Source organism: Marinisporobacter balticus, assembly GCF_004345705.1.
Lineage (GTDB): Bacteria > Bacillota > Clostridia > Peptostreptococcales > Thermotaleaceae > Marinisporobacter > Marinisporobacter balticus.
This window is the reverse complement of sequence record NZ_SLWV01000015.1, coordinates 17,878-38,561: the sequence shown is the minus strand read 5'-3', so window position 1 is coordinate 38,561 and position 20,684 is coordinate 17,878. Positions and strand designations below refer to the sequence as shown.

At 29.1% G+C, this 20,684-nt stretch carries 16 protein-coding genes; 7 read left to right on the top strand and 9 right to left on the bottom strand.

All coding sequences use genetic code 11. The features are described from left to right. Window positions 1-123: 123 nt before the first annotated feature. Both EV214_RS11240 and EV214_RS11235 read left to right on the top strand, forming a co-directional pair. A complete protein-coding gene (locus tag EV214_RS11240) occupies window positions 124-1,128 on the top strand; it encodes a radical SAM protein (RefSeq protein ID WP_132245810.1) in 1,005 nt (334 codons plus the stop codon). Window position 1,129: 1 nt separating this feature from the next. After that, window positions 1,130-2,236, top strand: a complete 1,107-nt coding sequence (locus tag EV214_RS11235; protein WP_132245808.1) for a nucleotidyltransferase family protein — start codon at window positions 1,130-1,132, stop codon at window positions 2,234-2,236. A gap of 17 nt (window positions 2,237-2,253) precedes the next feature. On the opposite strand, the gene EV214_RS11230 is transcribed toward EV214_RS11235, so the two are convergent. Genes EV214_RS11230 through EV214_RS11195 form a run of 8 tightly spaced genes read right to left on the bottom strand, consistent with a single transcriptional unit; the run spans window position 2,254 to window position 11,607 of the window. After that, complete coding sequence (locus EV214_RS11230; protein WP_132245806.1) at window positions 2,254-3,327, bottom strand: hypothetical protein; 1,074 nt, start codon at window positions 3,325-3,327, stop codon at window positions 2,254-2,256. 35 nt (window positions 3,328-3,362) lie between these two features. Then, a complete protein-coding gene (locus tag EV214_RS11225) occupies window positions 3,363-4,793 on the bottom strand; it encodes a glycosyltransferase (RefSeq protein ID WP_132245804.1) in 1,431 nt (476 codons plus the stop codon). Then, the gene (locus EV214_RS11220; RefSeq protein WP_132245802.1) at window positions 4,787-6,460 is read right to left on the bottom strand and encodes a bifunctional glycosyltransferase family 2 protein/class I SAM-dependent methyltransferase; all 1,674 of its coding nucleotides are present in this window, start codon (window positions 6,458-6,460) and stop codon (window positions 4,787-4,789) included. Before EV214_RS11220 ends, EV214_RS11225 begins: the two co-directional genes overlap by 7 nt. A 56-nt stretch (window positions 6,461-6,516) precedes the next feature. Further along, window positions 6,517-8,310, bottom strand: a complete 1,794-nt coding sequence (locus EV214_RS11215) for a glycosyltransferase (protein ID WP_132245800.1) — start codon at window positions 8,308-8,310, stop codon at window positions 6,517-6,519. Continuing rightward, window positions 8,304-8,891: a dTDP-4-dehydrorhamnose 3,5-epimerase gene (gene rfbC / locus EV214_RS11210; protein ID WP_132245798.1), complete on the bottom strand. Its 588-nt coding sequence runs from the start codon at window positions 8,889-8,891 to the stop codon at window positions 8,304-8,306. Before rfbC ends, EV214_RS11215 begins: the two co-directional genes overlap by 7 nt. 2 nt (window positions 8,892-8,893) lie before the next feature. Further along, the gene (gene rfbB, locus EV214_RS11205; RefSeq protein WP_132245796.1) at window positions 8,894-9,955 is read right to left on the bottom strand and encodes a dTDP-glucose 4,6-dehydratase; all 1,062 of its coding nucleotides are present in this window, start codon (window positions 9,953-9,955) and stop codon (window positions 8,894-8,896) included. A gap of 9 nt (window positions 9,956-9,964) precedes the next feature. After that, the gene (gene rfbD, locus EV214_RS11200; RefSeq protein ID WP_132245794.1) at window positions 9,965-10,846 is read right to left on the bottom strand and encodes a dTDP-4-dehydrorhamnose reductase; all 882 of its coding nucleotides are present in this window, start codon (window positions 10,844-10,846) and stop codon (window positions 9,965-9,967) included. Between the two features lie 11 nt (window positions 10,847-10,857). Then, the gene (locus EV214_RS11195) at window positions 10,858-11,607 is read right to left on the bottom strand and encodes a sugar phosphate nucleotidyltransferase (protein WP_132245792.1); all 750 of its coding nucleotides are present in this window, start codon (window positions 11,605-11,607) and stop codon (window positions 10,858-10,860) included. A gap of 171 nt (window positions 11,608-11,778) precedes the next feature. Between EV214_RS11195 and EV214_RS11190 the strand changes: the two genes are divergently transcribed. From EV214_RS11190 to EV214_RS11180, 3 genes are read left to right on the top strand one after another with little or no spacing between them, the layout of a single operon-like run. Beyond that, complete coding sequence (locus EV214_RS11190; protein ID WP_132245790.1) at window positions 11,779-12,624, top strand: DUF6385 domain-containing protein; 846 nt, start codon at window positions 11,779-11,781, stop codon at window positions 12,622-12,624. A gap of 58 nt (window positions 12,625-12,682) precedes the next feature. Then, complete coding sequence (locus EV214_RS11185) at window positions 12,683-14,485, top strand: glycosyltransferase (protein WP_132245788.1); 1,803 nt, start codon at window positions 12,683-12,685, stop codon at window positions 14,483-14,485. Window positions 14,486-14,533: 48 nt separating this feature from the next. Further along, window positions 14,534-16,324: a DNRLRE domain-containing protein gene (locus EV214_RS11180; RefSeq protein ID WP_132245786.1), complete on the top strand. Its 1,791-nt coding sequence runs from the start codon at window positions 14,534-14,536 to the stop codon at window positions 16,322-16,324. 40 nt (window positions 16,325-16,364) lie between these two features. Here the strand turns inward: EV214_RS11180 and EV214_RS11175 are convergent, their stop codons facing one another. Next, window positions 16,365-17,219, bottom strand: a complete 855-nt coding sequence (locus EV214_RS11175; protein WP_165916339.1) for a DNRLRE domain-containing protein — start codon at window positions 17,217-17,219, stop codon at window positions 16,365-16,367. Window positions 17,220-17,551: 332 nt separating this feature from the next. On the opposite strand from EV214_RS11175, the gene zapA reads away from it, so the two are divergent. Both zapA and EV214_RS11165 read left to right on the top strand, forming a co-directional pair. Further along, a complete protein-coding gene (zapA, locus tag EV214_RS11170; RefSeq protein ID WP_132245782.1) occupies window positions 17,552-18,115 on the top strand; it encodes a cell division protein ZapA in 564 nt (187 codons plus the stop codon). Window positions 18,116-18,210: 95 nt separating this feature from the next. Continuing rightward, complete coding sequence (locus EV214_RS11165; RefSeq protein WP_132245780.1) at window positions 18,211-20,682, top strand: DUF3656 domain-containing U32 family peptidase; 2,472 nt, start codon at window positions 18,211-18,213, stop codon at window positions 20,680-20,682. The last annotated feature ends 2 nt before the right edge of the window (window positions 20,683-20,684 follow it).

Below are 20,684 nucleotides of genomic sequence, written 5' to 3'. Positions count from 1 at the left end.
TCCTACTGTCGTTTTTATTGTGCGCTGAAGTTTGTTCATACTAGAACACTTGAATATTTAAATGAATAGTATATTTATGAACACAGATTAAACTTACTAAGTAAAAAAGGAGAGAGATTAACAATGGGAGTCCTAATAAATCCAACATATCATGAAGTTATAAATGATTTTGCAAAAGAGTGGGAGAAAAATAAGTGCCGCAGATATAAAGAATATAGAAAAAAATGGGTAGAAAATGCTAAAAATTTCATCTTAGAAAATGTACCACTACATTTAGATATAGAACCTACAAATTTATGTAATTTAAAATGTCCCATGTGTCCAAGGACTGTACTTCTTAATGATATCAATAAGAAAGAAAATTTTAATATAGGAAGTATGAATATAGATACCTATAAAAAGATAATAGATGAAGCTACTAAAATTGGTGTATATTCAGTAAAATTAAACTGGTTGGGTGAGCCACTTGTACATCCTGATATTGTAGAGATGGTTAGATATGCAAAAAATAAGGGAATTGTAGATGTAATGTTGAATACAAATGCAGTATCACTTACTGAAAAAATGGCAAAAGAATTAATTGATGCAGGATTAGATAAAATATTTTTCTCCTTTGATTCTCCATACAAAGAAAAGTATGAAGAAATTAGAGTAGGAGCGAATTATGAGGATACGTTAAGGAATATAAAAAAGATTGTAAAAATTAGAAATGAATTAGGAAAAACAACGCCGTTGACGAGGGTTTCTATGGTTCTTATGGAAGAAAATAAAGATGAATATGAAGAATTTGTAAAATTATTTAAAGATATTGTGGATGTTGTAGCTTATGTAGAGTATAGAACACCCGTTGGAGAAGACAAAGAAAATGTGAATACAGAAATGGAATTTGCATGTAGTCAACTATGGCAGAGAATGTTTATTAGTTGGAATGGCGATGTGTTGGTATGCTGTGTGGATAGTGAAAAAGAATATATAGTAGGAAATATCCATAAAGATACGATCAAAAACATTTGGAAGAATGAAAAATATATGTATATTCGAAATCGGCATAAAAATAACAAATGGCACAATATAAAAATATGTAGAAAATGTGATCTGCCATGTATTACTCATGAGGGGTCAGTATAAAATGAATATGAATATAATCAAAAATTTATGCATAAGACCCGATGTAGATATAGGTCATGCAATGAAAGTAATGGATGAAGAAGGGAAAGCTATTGCGTTAGTTATAGATGGAGATGATAGGTTAATAGGAATCATAACAGATTCGGAAGTTAGAAGAGCTATTCTTAACGGAGTTTCTTTAGATTGTTTAGTAAAATCCATTATGAATACAAATTTTATATTTATTACTAAAAATTATACACAAACATTAGTGCGTAATATTTTTGAACAAAAGCGTATTAAACAGTTACCCGTGCTGGATGATCATATGAAAGTAATGGATCTTATTATGTATCATGAGATCAATAATAAACCATCAAAAGAAAATTATGCTGTGATTATGGCAGGAGGATTAGGAACAAGATTACGTCCTCTAACAAATGAAATTCCAAAGCCTATGTTAAAGCTAGGAGCAAAACCAATCTTAGAAACGATTATAGAGCAGTTAAAATCCTATGGATATACAAATATTGTATTGTGTTTAAATTACAAAGGTTATATGATAGAAAATTATTTTCAAGACGGCTCGAGCTTAGGTGTCAATATTAAATATGTAAAAGAGGAAAAAAGATTAGGAACTGCAGGTGCAATCAGATTAGCAGAAAAGTATTTAGATAAATCTTTTTTTGTAGTGAATGGAGATATCCTTACGAAACTTAATTTTGAGCAATTTCTAAACTATCATCAAAAACATGAAAATTTGATTACAATAGGAACAAGGAAATATGAGATACAGGTTCCTTATGGCGTGATTGAGCTAAAGGAAAAAGAAGAAACTGTTACAGGATTATTAGAAAAGCCATCTTTAGATGTTTTCATCAGTGGGGGTATGTATTGCTTAGAGCCAGAAACTTTAGAATGTATACCTAAAGATGCGTATTGTGATATTACAGATTTGATTAATGTATCATTAAATAAAAAAAGAAAAATAGGTAGTTTTTTAATAACCGAGTATTGGATGGATATTGGCCAAATGCAAGATTATGATCAAGCTAAATTAGATTATACAAATTTATTTTTAAAGCATAAGATTATGCAAAAAAATCAAAGCCAACAAGCTCCCAAATAACTTTGGGAGCTTGTTGGTTAAAATAACTTTTTAAGAATATTTTTTAATTCTATTAAAGATTCAACTTCATACAAATTTATTCCATATAATTCTTTGAACGTATTATAAAATTTATTCTTTTCATTATTTGTACCAAATCCATTTTTTGAAGAGTTTATTAATAATTTATTCAGTATAATAAAATGATTGTCTATATCAAAATCCTTAAATAGAATACAAGTATTAAACAGTGCTGAGGAACCGTATGTCATATATGTTTTATTTTGTACTTTCATCTTATCATGAATGTATTCATTTAAAAATATTACTTCCCAAGGAACATTATTGTTTTTTAGAATGTTTACATTTAAATTATTATATTTTTTGTAATCATCAAGAGGATGCTTTTTTATTAGTAATTTGAAAGGTTGTGATGCTTTTATTATACTCATTAATAAATGTTTTTCTTCTATATAGGATAAGTCTGCATAAGAGAGATATTGATCAAAAAATAAAATATCCCAATCAATAGTTTCACGATTATAATCAAATAATGTATTTAACTCACTGCATATCTCATATTTTAAATCGCTATCCAGATATTTTTTAAATGCAATATCTTTTAGCGGTTTATTTAATTCGCTTATATAAAGTCGTTTATCAAACAACCATATTTCTGATATTTTATTAAAATCTATGGCGTTTGATTGCAGTTTGAATTTGCTTCTCCAGTGATTATAGGCTTCTTTTATAATGTAAGTCATTCCGCCTTCATCAGTTAAAATTATTTTTGTCTTATTTGATGTATAATGCATTAAACCAGTGTTAAAGGGGGAACCCCAAGAAAAATAATGGAGTACATCTATATTTTTAAAATCAATTTTATTGAACTGAGGTTGAATTTGACTAAATGGAAGATCTTTTTCTTCTATTAGAATTAGTTCATTCCAAATTTTAAATTTTTTTGCATTTTGATAGATGCTTTTAAGATGATAATCTGAGAATATAATAATTTTATAATTGTTTATATAAATTGTTTTAGACAATATATATGAAACAAATACATGCAATGGCGTTATACAAGAAAAACAAATCACTTTATTATTCTCCAACATATTCCACCCCTTTATTGATTACTTAACTTAACTTAATTTAAGTTCATATCTTTGCTAATTAGATATTCTAATAGTTGATGAATTAAGGTATTGACCTTTCTTTGCTCATCCATATCATGAGGTTTAAAATAACATAAAGGATCTGATAGATATATTCCTTTCTCTTTATAAATAGTACTAATCCATACAAGTAAATTAGATATAATTTTATTTTGTTTTTCTGTATATATACCAAATTTACATTTTTGTATATCCTTTTCAATATCTTCAAAAATCTTTCGATTAAATAAAGGACTTGTAATTTCATTAATCATATCAAATGTTTTTTTTAATATAAAATGAAATATAGCATGATCTTTTACAATTGAATTTTTTTCAAATAACTTTCTATTCATATTAAAATCTATTAGTGGTTTTCCTTCTGTATCTATAAATTGTCTATAGGAGGTTATAAAAGATACATCTTCATATTCTAAAAAATAATCAATCATGATGTTGATTCTGTCCTTATGATATATAGCATCATCTGTTAAATAACTTATATATTCGCCAGAACATATTTGTAAAAGCTGACTAGATACATTTTTATTTTGAAATAGTATAGTAGGTGTATAGTACTTGATGCAGGGATACTTTTTTAAATAAAGTTCGGTTATTTCTTTACATTTGTTATCTAGGCTTCCGTCAATAACAATAATTTCAATATTTTTATAAGTTTGATTGATGATACTATCAAGAGAAGATTTAAAATAGTTGGCTCTACCACAAGCTTCTAAAAATATACTTACTAAAGGAAATATATCTTTAGCATATTCATCTAAAAAGATGTTTTGATATTTTTCAGGGCGCTCTTTGATATTAACAGTTTTACACTCGTGAATGCACCAAGGTTTATCTTGTTTTGGAATCACTACTTCATATCCTTCTTTATTAAATTCAACACATTGAGAAATATCATAGAAATAATAATTATCAAAAATGTCTTCTCTCCATGGAATGTCATATTGAGTTATCATAAGCATACTATCTATAGCTTTGATGCTTTCATATTCAGTTTCTACGTTTTTATATTGTAATAGTTTTAGTTTTCCACTACTATTGTCGTAAACTTTTCCATATTTATGCTGTGACTGGTTCCATACTCCTGTTGTAGGAATTACTTTAGAGCCTATTATTCCAATCATTCCAACATTTTTAGCTTTTTCAAAAATAGTTATAAAATCGCTTATAAAATTTTTATTAATGATAAATACATCTTCATGCATATAGACCTTATATTTAGCATCTGAATATTTCATGGCTTGATTATACCATTTTGTTACATTTTCTGTATTTTTAATGCATAAAGTAGCTACTTCATAGCCTTCTGGAATATTTAAATTCTTTATATACAACAAGGATTCCGCATATGTCTTTTCATCATTTATGCAAGTGAAAAAGCATATTTTTTTAGCATTTAACATGGATGTTCACCTTCCATGCATTTTAATAGTTTTTGTGTTTCCATATGCTGAGGATTCATTTCATAGGATTTAGCTAATAGAACATTTGCATATTCGTACATGCTTTTTTTATATAATTGAGCTGCCAATTGATTAAATACTTTTTCTTTTTTTATAATAGCTACATCGATTAGTTTCATAATGGTATATAAATCCAATTTGCATTTATGAAGCATTTCTATTAAGCATGTTATACTTTCTTCCACTAATATATCGTTTTCAATTCTTCTTAGTAAGAATTTGATTTCTGTATTTTCTCCTGAGGCAGATTCGAATTTTTTTGACTTGATGTAATATTCACAATATTTATACTGGCTTGTCATATCTTTCCCTATTATTTGGTTTAATGAATTGATAAACTGTTTATCATCCTCATGTTGTTGTGTAATTTTTCCTGTAACTATTTCTATTGAATACTTTGCGGTTTTAAGCATAGTATCAATTTCATTTATTGTAAAAAATCGAATAGGTGTTTTTAGAAAATGATGAACAGGTCTCCAATCTCCATTTAGTAAATTTCTAATGATGTTATAATGGATGACATTAGAAATACTCATTAAAATTTTCCCCTCTTTTTTCAAATATTTTCTTATATTTTTTAACACATTTAATGGATCATATAGATGTTCAAGGGTATTACCTAATAGAATATAATCAAAAAATTCTTCTGCATAGGGGGGATCTTCTTTTTCAATATCTATACATTGTATATCTGCAAAAGCTCTAGTAATTTCTAAGGTTTTCTTATTTAATTCTATTCCATATAAACCGGCATTTTTATAAACATTTTTTATTTGAAGCAAAGTACTGCCAAAACCACAGCCTATTTCTAATACATTGATCTTTTCAAATTGAAAATGATCTATTAAATTGATTAAATCAACTTGAATATCTGAATAATAAGATGTAGAAAAACCCCATTTTTCTTCAAATTTCTTTTTATTAACAGTAAAAATTTCGGAAAATTTGTTTCTATTCTCATTAAAAGAAATACTACCAAAATGATAGATAAATACATCTTTACAAAGCATTAACTTGTATCCAGCTTTTCTAATTCTAAAAGAATAATCATCATCCTCAAAATTTCCTGGCGAAAATATTTCGTCCAGCGTACCTACTTTTTCTAGCACATTTTTTTTAATAAGCATACAAAATCCAATTAATTTTAATCTTTCTTCCCATTCATCTTTATTAGAGAGATTATTTTTTTTCGCAAAATCGATCATTTCTTCCGTATTTTTATATGCACCTTTTATTGTTTGATAATTAGAACAATAATTTGTAACTGCTCCTACAGCACCTATATCATCGGAACTATATAAACATTTATTTAAATTGGAAAGCCAATTGGGTGTAACGATTACATCATTATTGAGAAGAAGTATATTATCACCTTGTGCTATTTTTATTCCTTGGTTACATCCTTTTGGAAATCCTAAATTTTCTTTATTTAGAATCGTTTTAATGTCTTCTTGATTTTTTAACCACTGCACAGTTTCATCGGTAGAATGATTGTCTACTACAATAATTTCATAAGTGTCCTTTTCCGTATATTTTCTTATACTATCTATGCAAAGCTTTGTATAATGCAATTGATTAAAAGTTAATATGATAATACTTGTTTTCACGGTTCATCATTCCTTCTGAAAATATTTTGTAAATGAATGGATATCAAAAAAATTCACTATAATAATTTGTCAATCTTTGCACATATTTTGACCCAATTAAATTTGTCATAAGCATAATCTTGTACTTCACAACAAACGCTTTTTAATTTTTCTTCATTGCGACAAGCATTCATTATGCATTGTGATAACTCCTTAATATTATCTATTTTGAATAGATCTCCAAATTTTTTGTTGTTTGTAATATCATTTGCAGATGGAATATTTGAAGTGATGATATAACATCCTGAACTGATAGCTTCCACTAGTACAATAGCAAATGATTCGAGCCTTGACGTTAAACAAAATATTTTTGCATTTTCATATTCCTTTTTTACTTTTTCTCTATCTACTATTGTTCCAGTAAATATTATTTGATCGATTAACTGTGGATTTTCTCTAAAAAATTTTTCGATATAAGGTTTAAAGTCTTTTTCTATGGGACCTACTATTTTTAGCTTCCAATTTGGAATATGAATACTTACAATCTTAAAAGCCTCCATCAAAATTTCTGTAGCTTTAAAATAATTTCCAATTCGACCAACCGTACAGATCACATTTTCTTTTTCTTCATAGTTAATATGCATTTTGTTTTTATAATCGTGAGCAAAAAAGCCATTAGGAATGTAGGCTACTTTAATAGGCCATTTTTTATTTATATACGCATATAAGTCTTTTGTTTCTACACTAATCAAATCACATTGTTTCAGGATATTAACATTTGTTTCGTTGAAAATGTCATTGAAATTGTTGTTTTTAATTCTCACATTTTCATCTAATTTTAAATAAACTTTGCCTTTTGGATTTATATGTTTATAGATATTAATCCAATTTAATGTTCTAGGAATCAAATGAAAAAGCTGCAATACATCTATATTTTTTGCATTTTGAACTAAATACACATAGCCATCTAGATTTGAATTGCTAGTATATCTTGTTATATAATCTAGTTTTAGTCCTTTAACTTCTTTATCTAAAAAAGGGAATTTAGAATTTTCATAGGTGGCGACGCTTGAGTTATAGCCAAAATATTTATGCATTATATATGGAATCATTCCTACATCTTTAATTAAATGTACATTATCACATTCTGGAAACAATGTAACGAATTTTAATTCCGTATTCTGCTTTATATTATATTTGGGCGAATATTCTGTTAAATACTGATCTAAGAAAAGTTTCCGATAATATTCATAGTGATCATTAATAGTAAAGATTTCAGAGTCATGCATACACCACGGTTGGGTTTGTTTTGCAACAGCAACATCATACTCTGATTTAGTAAACTCAACACATTGGGAAAGATCATAAAAATAACAATCATCAAAAATGTCTTCTCGCCATGGAATGTCATATTGGGTGATCATCAGTAGACCATCTAGTGTTTTTACATTTTCATATTCATTTGATACTTCATGAAACTCCAGTAGTTTCATTTTTTCAGTATGGCTATTGTATACTTTTCCATACTTATCAGTAGACTCTTCCCATATTCCGTTGACGGGGATTTTTTTTGAACCTACTACGCCGAGCATTCCGATTTTCTCATTTTTTTCAAAGATATTGACAAAATCCTTTATAAAATGTTTATTAATTATAAATACATCTTCATGCATATAAATTTTATATTTGGCGTTTGAATCTTGTATAGCTTGATTATATGCTTTCCCGATATTTCCTACATTTTTAATACATAAAGTATCTACTTGATAACCTTCAGGGACATTTAAGTTTTTAATATATAATAATGCTTCTTTGTATATTTTTTCATCATTTACACAGATGATGAAACATATTTTTCTATTATTTAACATTCATTTTCACCTCCTATTTCGAGATAATATATTTTCTTATATTCTTTAAAGCCTATCCAATGTGTGTCTTTGTCAGATAATATAATTTTATCAATATGATCTAGTGGCCAGTGAATGTTTATATCTGGATCATTCCAGATAATTCCATGTTCATCTTCAGGATGATAAAAATCAGTACATTTGTATACAAACTCTGCTTCAGTTGAAAGGACTAAAAATCCATGGGCAAAACCTTTTGGGATATAAAACTGCCTTTTGTTTTTAGCACTTAGAATATATCCACAATATTTTCCAAAGGTTTTAGAAGTTTTTCTTAGGTCTACTGCTACATCAAAAACTTCACCTTTGATTACTCGCACTAATTTTCCTTGAGGGTAGTTTTTTTGACAGTGAAGTCCTCTAAGGACACCTTTTTGTGATTGTGATTGATTATCCTGAACAAACAGCATATCAAGTCCTGCTTCTTTAAATTCGTGATAATTGTAAGTTTCCATGAAATAGCCTCTTTTGTCTTCAAAGACTTTTTGCTCAATAATGTATAATCCTTCTATGGGGGTTTTAATAAATTTAAACTTTTCCATTTTTACTCACCTAGATTTCTATACATTTTTTGATAGTAATTTTGATATTTTCCATTAGTTATATGATCAAGCCAAGCTTTATTCTCTAAATACCACTTAATTGTTTGATTGATTCCTTCTTCAAAACTTGTTTCTGGCTTCCAACCTAATCTATTTTTTATCTTAGTAGGATCTATTGCATACCTTCTGTCATGTCCTTTTCTATCGGCTACATATTTTATAAGTTTTTGTGTTACTGTAGGATCAATGTTGTTGTTGATATATTGGATAATTGTTTTTACAATATAAATATTCGTTTTTTCGTTATGGGCACCAATATTATAGACTTCTCCTGGTTTACTATTATTAACAACCATATCTATTGCTTTACAGTGATCTTTTACATAAAGCCAGTCTCTAACATTTAAGCCATCACCATAAATGGGTAAGCTTTTTTTATTTAAGCAATTATGAATCATAAGAGGTATTAGCTTTTCTGGAAATTGATATGGACCATAGTTATTTGAACATCTAGTAATATTTACAGGCATTTTATAGGTATCAAAATATGCTTTAACCATTAGATCAGCTGATGCTTTACTTGAAGCATAAGGACTGTGAGGATCTAGGGGGGAAGTTTCTGTAAAATATCCAGTACTTTCTAATGAACCATATACTTCATCTGTAGAGACTTGTAGAAATTTCTTTCCTTTTTTAAATCCATTTATTGTTTCCCATGCAGTTTTTGAACAATTTAATAGATTTATAGTGCCTAATATATTGGTTTTAACAAAAACGGTAGGATCTTTAATGCTTCTATCTACATGAGATTCGGCTGCAAAGTTTATTACATAATCGATATCATTTTCCCTAAATAAACTTTGAATGGCTTTTTCATCACATATGTCAGCTTTTACAAACTTGTAATGAGGGTGATTTTCTACTTTTTTAAGATTTTCTAAATTTCCAGCGTAAGTTAATTTATCTACATTGATGATTTTGATATGTTTATATTTTTCAAACATAAACATAATAAAATTTAAGCCAATAAATCCGGCTCCACCTGTAATCAAATAAGTTTTCATAGCATCCTCCTATAATGAAAGCGTATTGATAAAATCTTTTAATGCATGTTGCCAATGTCTCATTTTATCTCCAATGGTACATCTTAGCATCATAGGATCTAGTGATGAGTAAGGTGGCCTTTTTGCAATATTTTTATAGGCATAAGAAGATATTGGATGGATCTTACAATCTATATGAGCATATTGAATGATCGCTTTTGCAAATTCATACCAGCTACATTCACTATTACCCGTACAATGATAAATACCATATTCGTCAGTCAGTGCTAATTCCAAAATATGATAGACCAAATCTTCTGCATTTGTTGGACTTCCTATCTGATCATTTATAACTTCAAGAGAACTTTTTTCTTTTGAAACTTTTAGTATTGTTTTTACAAAATTTTTTCCAGTGTATCCATAAAGCCAACCTGTTCGAAGGATAAAATACTTAGAACAAAACTGCTTTACATATTCTTCACCGAAATATTTTGATTTTCCATAAATATTGATAGGGCTGGGTAAGTCAAATTCTCTATAAGGAACCTTGTTTTGTCCATCAAAAACGTAATCTGTAGAGATATGAATGAGTTTTGCTTTTATTTCTTCACATGCTATTGCCAAGTTTTTAGGACCTAAAGCATTTACTTGAAATGCCAAATCGATATTTGACTCACATCCATCTACATTTGTGTATGCTGCTGTATTTATCACTATATCAGGTCTGAATTTCATGAAATAATCTTTAACATTTTCTAAAGAAGTTATATCTAATGTATCTTTACCTACACCACTTACTTGTGAATAAAAATAGTTTTTATCAAGTTTACCTAATGGACACTCTTTTTCATTAAATAGTTTTATAATGGCACTTCCAAGTTGACCATTTCTTCCTGTAATCAATATTTTCATAGAAACTTCACCTACTCTTTTTTATATTCTCTATTCAATATATGCGCTAAATCTATATCTTGGGTCAATATATTTGCATTTAGTAGAGAATGAAAAGTTCCTGCATCAGTCCACCATCCATTTAAAATATCATAGGTGAGGGAATTATCTTTTATATACCAATTGTTTACATCTGTGATCTCTAGTTCACCTCTATTAGAAGGTTTTAAGGTTTTAATGACGTTAAATACACTATGATCATACATATATATTCCTGTAACACAATAATTGCTTTTGGGGGTTTTGGGTTTTTCTTCAATACCTATGATTTTATTACCTTTTAGCGCTGCAACGCCATACCTTGTAGGATCATTGACTTGTTTGATTAATATTTTTGCTCCTTTTTTTTGGCCTTCAAAATTTTCAACATATTGATTGATATTATCTTCAAAAACGTTGTCACCAAGCATTACGATACATTTATCATCATTAACAAACTCTTCGCATAAACCTAAAGCCTGAGCGATTCCACCAGGTTGATCCTGTATTCGAAAGGTAAAATTGACTCCATATTCATAGCCACTACCTAATAGATTTACCACTGCTCCCATATGCTCTTTTCCAGAGATAATCATAATATCTATTATTCCTGCCTGTCTCATCTTAGCAATCAAATAAAGAATCATAGGATATTTTCCTACTGGTAGTAAATGTTTATTGGTAACTTTGGTTAAGGGATAAAGTCTTGACCCAGTTCCTCCTGCCAAGATTATGCCTTTCATTACGACATCTCCTCCTAGTTATCTATTGATCTAAAAACTTTTTTATTTGTTCTCTAATACAGTATATTTTTTTGTGTGTTCTTTGGAACACTTGTATTAAATTAACATAATATAAATTAGGATTAAGGAGACAACTTCTAATCTAGAAAAAATCGAGGGAGGAGGAACAAAATGCCTAATAATATTGTATTCAATAATGTTGCCAGGCAGTTGAAAACAGAGATATATGGTAATGATGGTACCACTACAAGGGTTGTAGCAGTAGATTCTAGTGGTAAAATACTGATTGGTAATCTAGACACAATTAATACAATCAGTTATATAGCAACTGTAGATACAGTAAATTATGTAGCAGCAGTAGATACGGTAGATTATGTGGCAGCAGTAGACACAGTAGATGAGGTAGCAAATGTAAGTTCAGTAGACACAGTAGATGAGGTAGTAAATGTAAGTTCAGTAGACACAGTAGATGAGGTAGTAAATGTAAGCTCCGTAGACACAGTAGATGAGGTAGTAAATGTAAGCTCCGTAGACACAGTAGATTATGTGGCAGCAGTAGACACAGTAGATGAGGTAGCAAATGTAAGTTCAGTAGACACAGTAGATGAGGTAGCAAATGTAAGCTCCGTAGACACAGTAGATTATGTAGCATCAGTTCATACGGTAACTCACGTAACAGATACGGTAGATGTTAAAATTGTAAGCAATGATTATACAGAGTCATCTAGTGTAGTTGTTTTAGCTGGTGATGCATCAGCTGCAGTTCTAAGTATGGATACTTCTGAAAAAAATATGTATTCATACTATATAGCTTCATCAGGAGCAGCAACTGTAATTGTGCAAATATCTCCAACTACTACAAACAGTTACTTTATAGATGATGCAACTAGTGCAGTTATGACTGCTAATTCTACGACTGTCTTAGTTCCAGAGAGATTCTTAAAATACACAAGATTATACCTGACCGCAGGCAGTGGAGGCGCTACTGCATCAGTTTATTATAATTCTCATAATTAACCTAACTTGGCTATCGGATTTATTCCGATAGCCGTATATATGAAGGAGGGGGATAGACTTGCTATTAAGCTTATGTATGATTGTGAAAAATGAAGAAGATAATCTTCCAAGATGTCTCGAAAGCATAAAGGATATTGTAGATGAAATGATCATTGTAGATACAGGTTCTACGGATGATACGATAAAAATAGCGAAAAGCTATGGAGCAAAAGTGTTTCATTTTGAGTGGAATGATAATTTTAGTGATGCAAAAAATTTTTCATTAGAACAAGCAAAAGGCGATTGGATTATGACAATGGATGCAGATGAGGAGTTAAGTGCTTCTGATAAAAATAAAGTTCTTTCATTATTGAATAATCGCGACATAGATGTATTTCTTTTTCAAACATTGAGTTATGTTGGAAATACACCAGGGCTAGAAACTGTTAACAATTTAAATATTCGATTAATAAGAAACCATAAGGGATATAAATATATGGGCGCAATCCATGAACAGTTATATAACAGCATAAATCCTATTAAAGGAAACAAGGTAAAAACAGAAAAAATAATCGTTTATCATTATGGATATTTAATCAAAGTTGCAATAAAAAAGGATAAACCTAGTAGAAATATGAAAATTTTAGAGAAACTTTTAGAAAATGATCCAAATCATAATTTTCACTTGTATAATATGGGAAATGAATATCTTAGACTTAGAAAATTTGAAAAAGCCCTTGCATGTTTCAAAAAAGCATATGAAAATTTTATGCCAAATCTTGCTTATTGCCCAAAACTATTATTAAAGATGATTATTACTTTAGAGGAATTGCATAGGCATGATGAAGAACTGAAAATGTTAAATACTGGACTGCAGTATTATCCTAAATTTACAGATTTAGAGTATATAAGAGCATGTTTATTTCATAGACAAAAAAAATATTCATTAGCTATTAAAGGATTTAAAAAGTGTATAGAGATGGGAGAGCCACCTTTAGATCAATATAATATTAATGATGTAGGTGGTTATAGGGCTTATTATGCATTAGGAGAAATTCATTCTGAACTTGGAGATTATGATGATGCTTATTACTATTATATAGAAACAATTAAGGCAAAGCCTAATTTTTATATGCCTCTTTATAGAATTGCTGAGATTTTAGTGAAAAAAGGAAGAACCATAGATGTAACAAAGGCTACATTAGAGAAATTCTTTGGGGAGAGGTTAAATGTAGGTGCATATACGAAACTGGGGGATATATTCTTTGGAATGAGAAAATATCGTGTTGCGCTTGAATATTTCTTAAAGGCACAAGAAATTTTGAAAACAGATCAAAATTTAGATTATTATGTAGGAATGAGCCAGTTTCACCTTAAGAATTATGAAGAAGCTTATAAAAATTTTGAAAAAATTGAAGAAGGAATCCGTTATGAACAGGCTATATATAAAATGATTTTATGTGAGATTTTCTCTAATCATATGGAGAATGCTGAAAAGTTACTTCATATTGCAAAGAATTTTAAGAATAAAAATTATATTGTTTTTAAATCCTTTAAAAATTTAGTGGAAGATATGGAATGTGAGATCATTAGTAATGATAAAGAAGAGTCAAAGCAATTCGCAAATAATATTTTTATGCTATTGGATATTATTATTAAAGTAGCAACACCAGAAATGTTTGAAAAAGCATTACAGCTATTAAATCTCATTGAAAACGATGAAGTTTTGTTAAGACTTGCAAAGCATTACTATAATAATGGACATTATAATTTAGCATACCAAGAATTTATAAGGTCTATAAAGATGTTTGACAGAATAGATAAAGAAGGTGTGGAAATGATGAAAAATATACTAGATACCCCTATGACAGTAACAACCTAAAAGTTTGATGCGTATAATAATACAAAACTATAAAGTGAGTGGGTGAATATGATAAAAATAATAGAACAAAGTCCTTTCAAAGATGCTGCTATTAACAGTTCTATGCCCTATGAAAACTATGGAGATTATTATGCTTTATTTGTTGGGAAATATATGAAGCATTCTATCTATAGAAGTTTGCTATATTTTGATTTGCCAGCTTTAGAAGGGATAGGAAGGGTAAATAAGGTAGAACTTCACTTGTATATTGTTCGTAATGATAATCCATCCTGCAAAAAAGAGTTTCAAATTTATAGAATGACAGAAGGGTTTGAAGAAAATACTGTAAACTATGCAAATCAACCAATTATTGATGAAGTTTTATACCAAGCCTTTACAATAAATGAGGAAATAAATACCTATGTCAAAGTAGATATAACAAAGCTTTTTAATGATTGGTACTGTAGGATTTATCCTAACTATGGGTTATTAGTAAAAGCTTCAGATGAAAATAGCAACCCTATGGTAGCCTTCTACAGCAAAGATAATGATGATGAAATATATATACCAAAGCTTCAGATAGAGTTTAATAAATTTGAGGAAAAAGATAAGACAATTGTGACAAAAAATATAGAAAACAAAAATATAAATCCTGTAATTTTTTATAATATGGGAAATAAATACTTTGAGGATAGGGATTACAAAAACGCATATGAATATTATAAAGAAGGTTTTGAAAAATTCATACCGAAAGAAAAATACAGTCCAAAATTATTATTTAGGATGGTAAAGACATTAGATCAACTGGAAAGGTATGAGGAAGGATTAAAAATTATAGATCAAGGGCTTGAATACTATTCAGATTTTACGGATTTAATATTTTTAAGGGCAACCTTGTACTATAAGCAGAATAAAATTTCTTTAGCAATAAAGGAATTTAATAAATGTTTAGATATGGGAGAATCTCCTATATATCTGAATTTTATTGAAGGGGCAGGAAGTTTTAGAGCATATGATGCTTTAGCACAAATTTACTATGAACTAAAAGATTATGATGAATGTTATCATTACTGCAAAAAGGTACTTCAAGTAAATCCTAAATTTATAGACCCTCTCCATACAATTATGAAAATATTATTCAATGAGCAAAGAGACATAAATGATATAAAAGAAAAATTGGAAAGTTTTTTTGGAACAAATTTAGATGGAAAAGAGTATATTACTCTTGCAGATGTGTATTTTGAGCAAAGAAAGTATGAGATAGCCTATGAATATCTTATAAAAGCAGAAGAAATGATAGGGTTTTCTTCTAAACATTTTTATCGAAAAGGAATGTGTCTACTTTTCTTGAAAAACTATAAAGAAAGTTACAAAACCTTTGAAAAGATAAAAAAAGGAGAACTTTATGAAAAGGCTATTTATAAGATGGTATTATGTGAAATATTAAGTGGCAATATGTACAATGCTACTAAGCTTTTGAATATGGTTAGAAATCCTGAAAACAACAATACAAGAAAGGTATATTATGCTCTGAAAAATACATTAGAAGGAAAAAACTATGAAATTATTAGTGATGATCAAGAAGAATCTAAACAATTCACAGATATTATTTTTGAATTGTTAAATATTATTATTGAAGCTACATCTCCTGAAAACTTTGAAAAATCATTACAGCTGTTGAATCTTATTGAAAATGATGAAGTTTTATTAAGACTTGCTAAGCTGTACTATCATCATGGACTTGATAACATAGCTTATGAAGAATTTGCAAGAAGCATAAAGCTTTTTGATCAAATAGATTATGAAGGGCTCAATATGATGAAAAAAATCTTTTTAAAAAATAAACTAGGCACGAAATAAAATGTGCCTAGTTTTATTTTTTAAATGATTTAAAAAGGCGTTATTCTTGCGCTTGATACCATATTTTGATTTTTGATGTTTCTCCAGAATGTACATTTCTTGCTGCAATTCTCCCATATTTTGCAAATGAACAAGGAACAAATAGAATCATTCCATTAGCTGGTGTGATTCTAGGCGAACTACAATCATCAACAAAATCAATCCCATTAGGACTCATTTGATATTTTACTTCTACGGGCTTGTTTTCTAAATTTTCGATGTGACAGGTAATTGTTGTTGTAAGAGATGTATTTATTGTAGATGAAAAGCTGTAAAGCTCATCTGTATCCATTACTTCTATTCCTGAAACAAAGCGTGTAGGAACAATATTGATTTTAGATTTTTGAGCATAGGTTATTTCTACCCTAGGGGCCAAATCAGAATTTAAAACTGTGTTAACGCGTTTGCATGTTCCATCCAGTAACTCTTCATTTTTTATAATTAATCCATAGTTCATTATTTCATGCTCATACCACTTTGCAACCATTTTTGTGATATTGAAATAATGACAATCCACTCTTTTTATAATCGTTGTATCTCCTGATACATTCGGATGAAAAAAAGGTTGGTTATTCCATGTAACGGTTTGTTTATGCCAATCTTCTTTTAATGCATAAGGGGTAAAGAAACTAGGAATGAGCATTCCAGCAAACTGAACATAGATTCTAAGGACAGCTTTTAAAATCATACATTCATCAGGGATGGATGTAATGGGAAATTTAAAGAGCATTCGAAAGCGGGTATTTATATCTTTTCTTCCTAAGTACATATCTTTACATGAACCAAATACTTTATTTGGTTCATAAGAACTGATTTGAGCTGTATCTACTTGTGGGAATATGTTTACAGAACTCATAAATGTTACCTCCTCCATCTAATATGAAAATATTGTAGTAGTTTTCTTCAAGCATGCTAAGGTTCTTATTCAATTATATAGTATGCTAACAGACAGAAGAAGGTTCGAAAATTCAAGGATACATACCTAAAATCAGAAATGTAGAATGTTCAAAAAATAAACGAATTTAGGGCTCCTATAGTATTTATTTCATGACTAAGATATAATATAATAGGTTATATAGAATAAATTCAGTTAAATAAATGAGCATTCGATAAAAACAAGAAGGAAATTATAGTTTTCTAAAGAATTTATATATATAGGACTCCAATTATTTAAGAGGAGAGATATGGATGAGTAATAAAAACAAAGTGATTGTTAGAATATATGGACAAGAATATACAATGGTTGGACAGGAATCTAGGGAATACATGCAAAAAGTTGCAAATTATGTGGATGACAAGATGGTATATATTTCAAAGAATGGAAAAGTATTAAGTACTGCAATGACAGCAGTTTTAACTTCCCTTAATATAGCAGATGAATATTTTAAAATTCAGGAAGAAAAGGAAGCAATAAAAGCGCAAGCAATGAAGCCGTTAGAAGAGTTGGAGCAAACTAGAAATCAATTGGCAGCAACCCTTACAGCTTTTAAAACCAAGGAAATGGAATATATTGAAACAATTGAAGCGTTGGAAGAAGAAAAAAAAAGTAATCCAAAACAGGATGAGTGGGAACAATTATTAAAAAAAATGGAGGCATTGGAGGCGACACTGAATTTAAAAGAAAAGGAATTAGAAAAAACAATGAAAGAAAATGAAAAACTCAAAAACAAGATTTTTGATAGTCAAATAAAATATGTACAAGCTAGAAAAGAGTTAGATAGTTTTATTGAAACGTTTGATGAAAAGGAATAATTAGTAAAATCTTTCTAATGATATGATGAAAGTAGTGATATAATAATATTACTACTTTTTTATTTAAGCAATATTTTCTTACAGGAGATGATTATATGGAAATAGAATTATTAGCACCCGTTGGGAGCTTTGAAGCATTAGAGGCTGCAGTGCAAAATGGAGCAGATGCTGTATATCTAGGAGGCACATTATTTAGTGCACGACAAAATGCAAAGAATTTTGATGATGAAGTTTTAAAAGAGGCAGTAGCATATTGTCATATAAGAGGTGTAAAAGTATTTGTTACAGTAAATACGTTAGTATCCAATCAAGAATTGATAGAATTAGGAAAATATTTGGCATTCCTGTATAATATAGATGTGGATGCAATCATTGTACAAGATTTAGGTATAGCTAAATTTGTAAAGGAACTATTACCTGATTTTGAAATGCATGGGAGTACTCAAATGTCTGTACATAATCTTCAGGGGGTAAAGCAATTAGAGGATATGAGTTTTCAAAGGGCAGTATTGGCCCGTGAAATGTCAAAAGAAGAAATTGAATGGGTGAGAAAAAACAGCAAAATAGATATAGAAGTATTTGTCCATGGAGCACTATGTGTTAGTTATTCTGGTCAATGTCTTATGAGTAGTATGATTGGTGGGAGAAGTGGCAATCGAGGAAGATGTGCCCAACCTTGTAGAAAAACATATGATTTAATAGATATGCACAGTGGAAAAAAAATAAGCAGTCCATTAGGAGACTATTTATTAAGTCCTAGGGATTTAAATACACTTGAAAACATAGATGAGGTCTTAGATACAGGTATAAAATCCCTTAAAATTGAAGGAAGAATGAAAAGAGCAGAATATGTTGCAACCGTTGTAAATGCTTATCGAAAAGCAATCGATCAATATATTTTAAACAAAGGAAAACCAGAAATAGATGCTCAAATATCCAATGATGTAAAACAGATATTTAATAGAAGATTTACAAAAGGATACATACTAGCAGAAACAGGGAATAAGATTATGAACTTTATGAAGCCTGGGAATAGAGGAATAAAGATTGGCAAAGTGATAGATTATGATAAAAATAAAAGGAAAGTAAAGATTAAATTAGAAGGATTTCTTTCAAAAGGAGATGGAATCGAAATTTGGTCTAGAAAAGGGGATAACCCCGGAACGATTGTAGAGAACATATTTAAAAAAGGGGAAAAGAAAGAGACTGCAAATCATGGAGAAATTATTGAAATTAAGTTCAATAAAACTGTTTTAAAAGATAGTCCTGTATATAAAACTTCTGATAGTGCATTGCTTAAGCGTGCAAAAGAAACTTATGAAAAAAAGGATAAAAAGATCGCTCTATATGGAAAATTCAAAGGAAAATTAGATCATGCAATAGAACTTTTGTTATGGGATGATGATGGGAATTATATAGAAGAAAAGGGAGAATATATTGTCCAAGAAGCATTAAAAACATCCATTACAGAGGAGCGAATTAGTGAACAGATTGCAAAATTAGGAAATACACCTTATGAACTAAAAACATTAGAGATGCAATTAGATCAAGGGGTAGCAATTTCTATTGGACAATTAAACAATTTAAGAAGAAATGTGATAGAAAAAATGAATCAATTAAGAGAAAATCATAACCATAGAGAAAATATTGACTTAAAAGCTTTTTATGAAAAAACAAAAACATGGATTAAAAATAAGCAGGGAATAAAGTCTGAACATATAGGGTTAAGGGTATATGTAAATAATATTATCCAGCTGAAGGCTGTATTGAAATTTCATATAGATCGAATCTATTATAGTGATATTGCTACCATAGATGAAGCTTTAAAAATTGCAGAACCATACAATACCCCGCTAATTCCAACTTTTTCAAGAATTACAGAGGATGTAGAACTGGTGAATATCAATAAAAAAATGCATACGTTAGAAAAGCTTAGCGGGTTGATGGCTTCAAATTTAGGGGTATTAAATATGTTGAAAGATTTTAAAGATATAAAGATCATTACAGATTTTTCGTTAAATGTATTTAATAATGGATCGATTGAATGCTTAAAAGAGATGAATGTAGAAGAAATTACATTATCCCCCGAGTTAACATTAAAACAAATAAAAGAGATAATAAAGCAGTCTGAACTTCCTTGTGAAGTGATTGTACATGGAAATCTACCATTGATGATTAGCAAGTATTGTCCTATTTCGACTATGTTAAAAGATGGGCAGAAGCATTGTAACCTTTGCAAAAATAATCAATTTGGATTAAAAGATCCATTAGGGATGACTTTTCCTATTGTAAGAGATTCAAATTGTAGAATACAAATATTAAATGCACAAAAACTCTGTTTAATTGAATCGATCAAAGAACTTATGGATGGTGGAATACGCCATATGCGCATACAATTTACAACGGAAGATGAGAAAGAAATTGTAAGTACACTAAAAGCGTATATGAAAACAATAAAAAATACGTTGGAAGGCAATAAAGAACAAAGTCAAGAAACAAAAGATTTTATTAAAAATATGAAAGAACAAGGATTGACAAAGGGGCACTTTTTTAGAGGTGTTATGTAAAT

Excerpts from the sequence above, each read along its gene's own strand:
- EV214_RS11240 (WP_132245810.1), top strand. The coding sequence starts at position 124 with ATGGGAGTCCTAATAAATCCAACATATCATGAAGTTATAAATGATTTT.
- EV214_RS11235 (WP_132245808.1), top strand. The coding sequence starts at position 1,130 with ATGAATATGAATATAATCAAAAATTTATGCATAAGACCCGATGTAGAT.
- EV214_RS11225 (WP_132245804.1), bottom strand. The coding sequence starts at position 4,793 with ATGTTAAATGCTAAAAAAATATGCTTTTTCACTTGCATAAATGATGAA.
- EV214_RS11215 (WP_132245800.1), bottom strand. The coding sequence starts at position 8,310 with ATGTTAAATAATAGAAAAATATGTTTCATCATCTGTGTAAATGATGAA.
- rfbC (WP_132245798.1), bottom strand. The coding sequence starts at position 8,891 with ATGGAAAAGTTTAAATTTATTAAAACCCCCATAGAAGGATTATACATT.
- rfbB (WP_132245796.1), bottom strand. The coding sequence starts at position 9,955 with ATGAAAACTTATTTGATTACAGGTGGAGCCGGATTTATTGGCTTAAAT.
- rfbD (WP_132245794.1), bottom strand. The coding sequence starts at position 10,846 with ATGAAAATATTGATTACAGGAAGAAATGGTCAACTTGGAAGTGCCATT.
- EV214_RS11195 (WP_132245792.1), bottom strand. The coding sequence starts at position 11,607 with ATGAAAGGCATAATCTTGGCAGGAGGAACTGGGTCAAGACTTTATCCC.
- EV214_RS11190 (WP_132245790.1), top strand. The coding sequence starts at position 11,779 with ATGCCTAATAATATTGTATTCAATAATGTTGCCAGGCAGTTGAAAACA.
- EV214_RS11180 (WP_132245786.1), top strand. The coding sequence starts at position 14,534 with ATGATAAAAATAATAGAACAAAGTCCTTTCAAAGATGCTGCTATTAAC.
- EV214_RS11175 (WP_165916339.1), bottom strand. The coding sequence starts at position 17,219 with ATGAGTTCTGTAAACATATTCCCACAAGTAGATACAGCTCAAATCAGT.
- zapA (WP_132245782.1), top strand. The coding sequence starts at position 17,552 with ATGAGTAATAAAAACAAAGTGATTGTTAGAATATATGGACAAGAATAT.
- EV214_RS11165 (WP_132245780.1), top strand. The coding sequence starts at position 18,211 with ATGGAAATAGAATTATTAGCACCCGTTGGGAGCTTTGAAGCATTAGAG.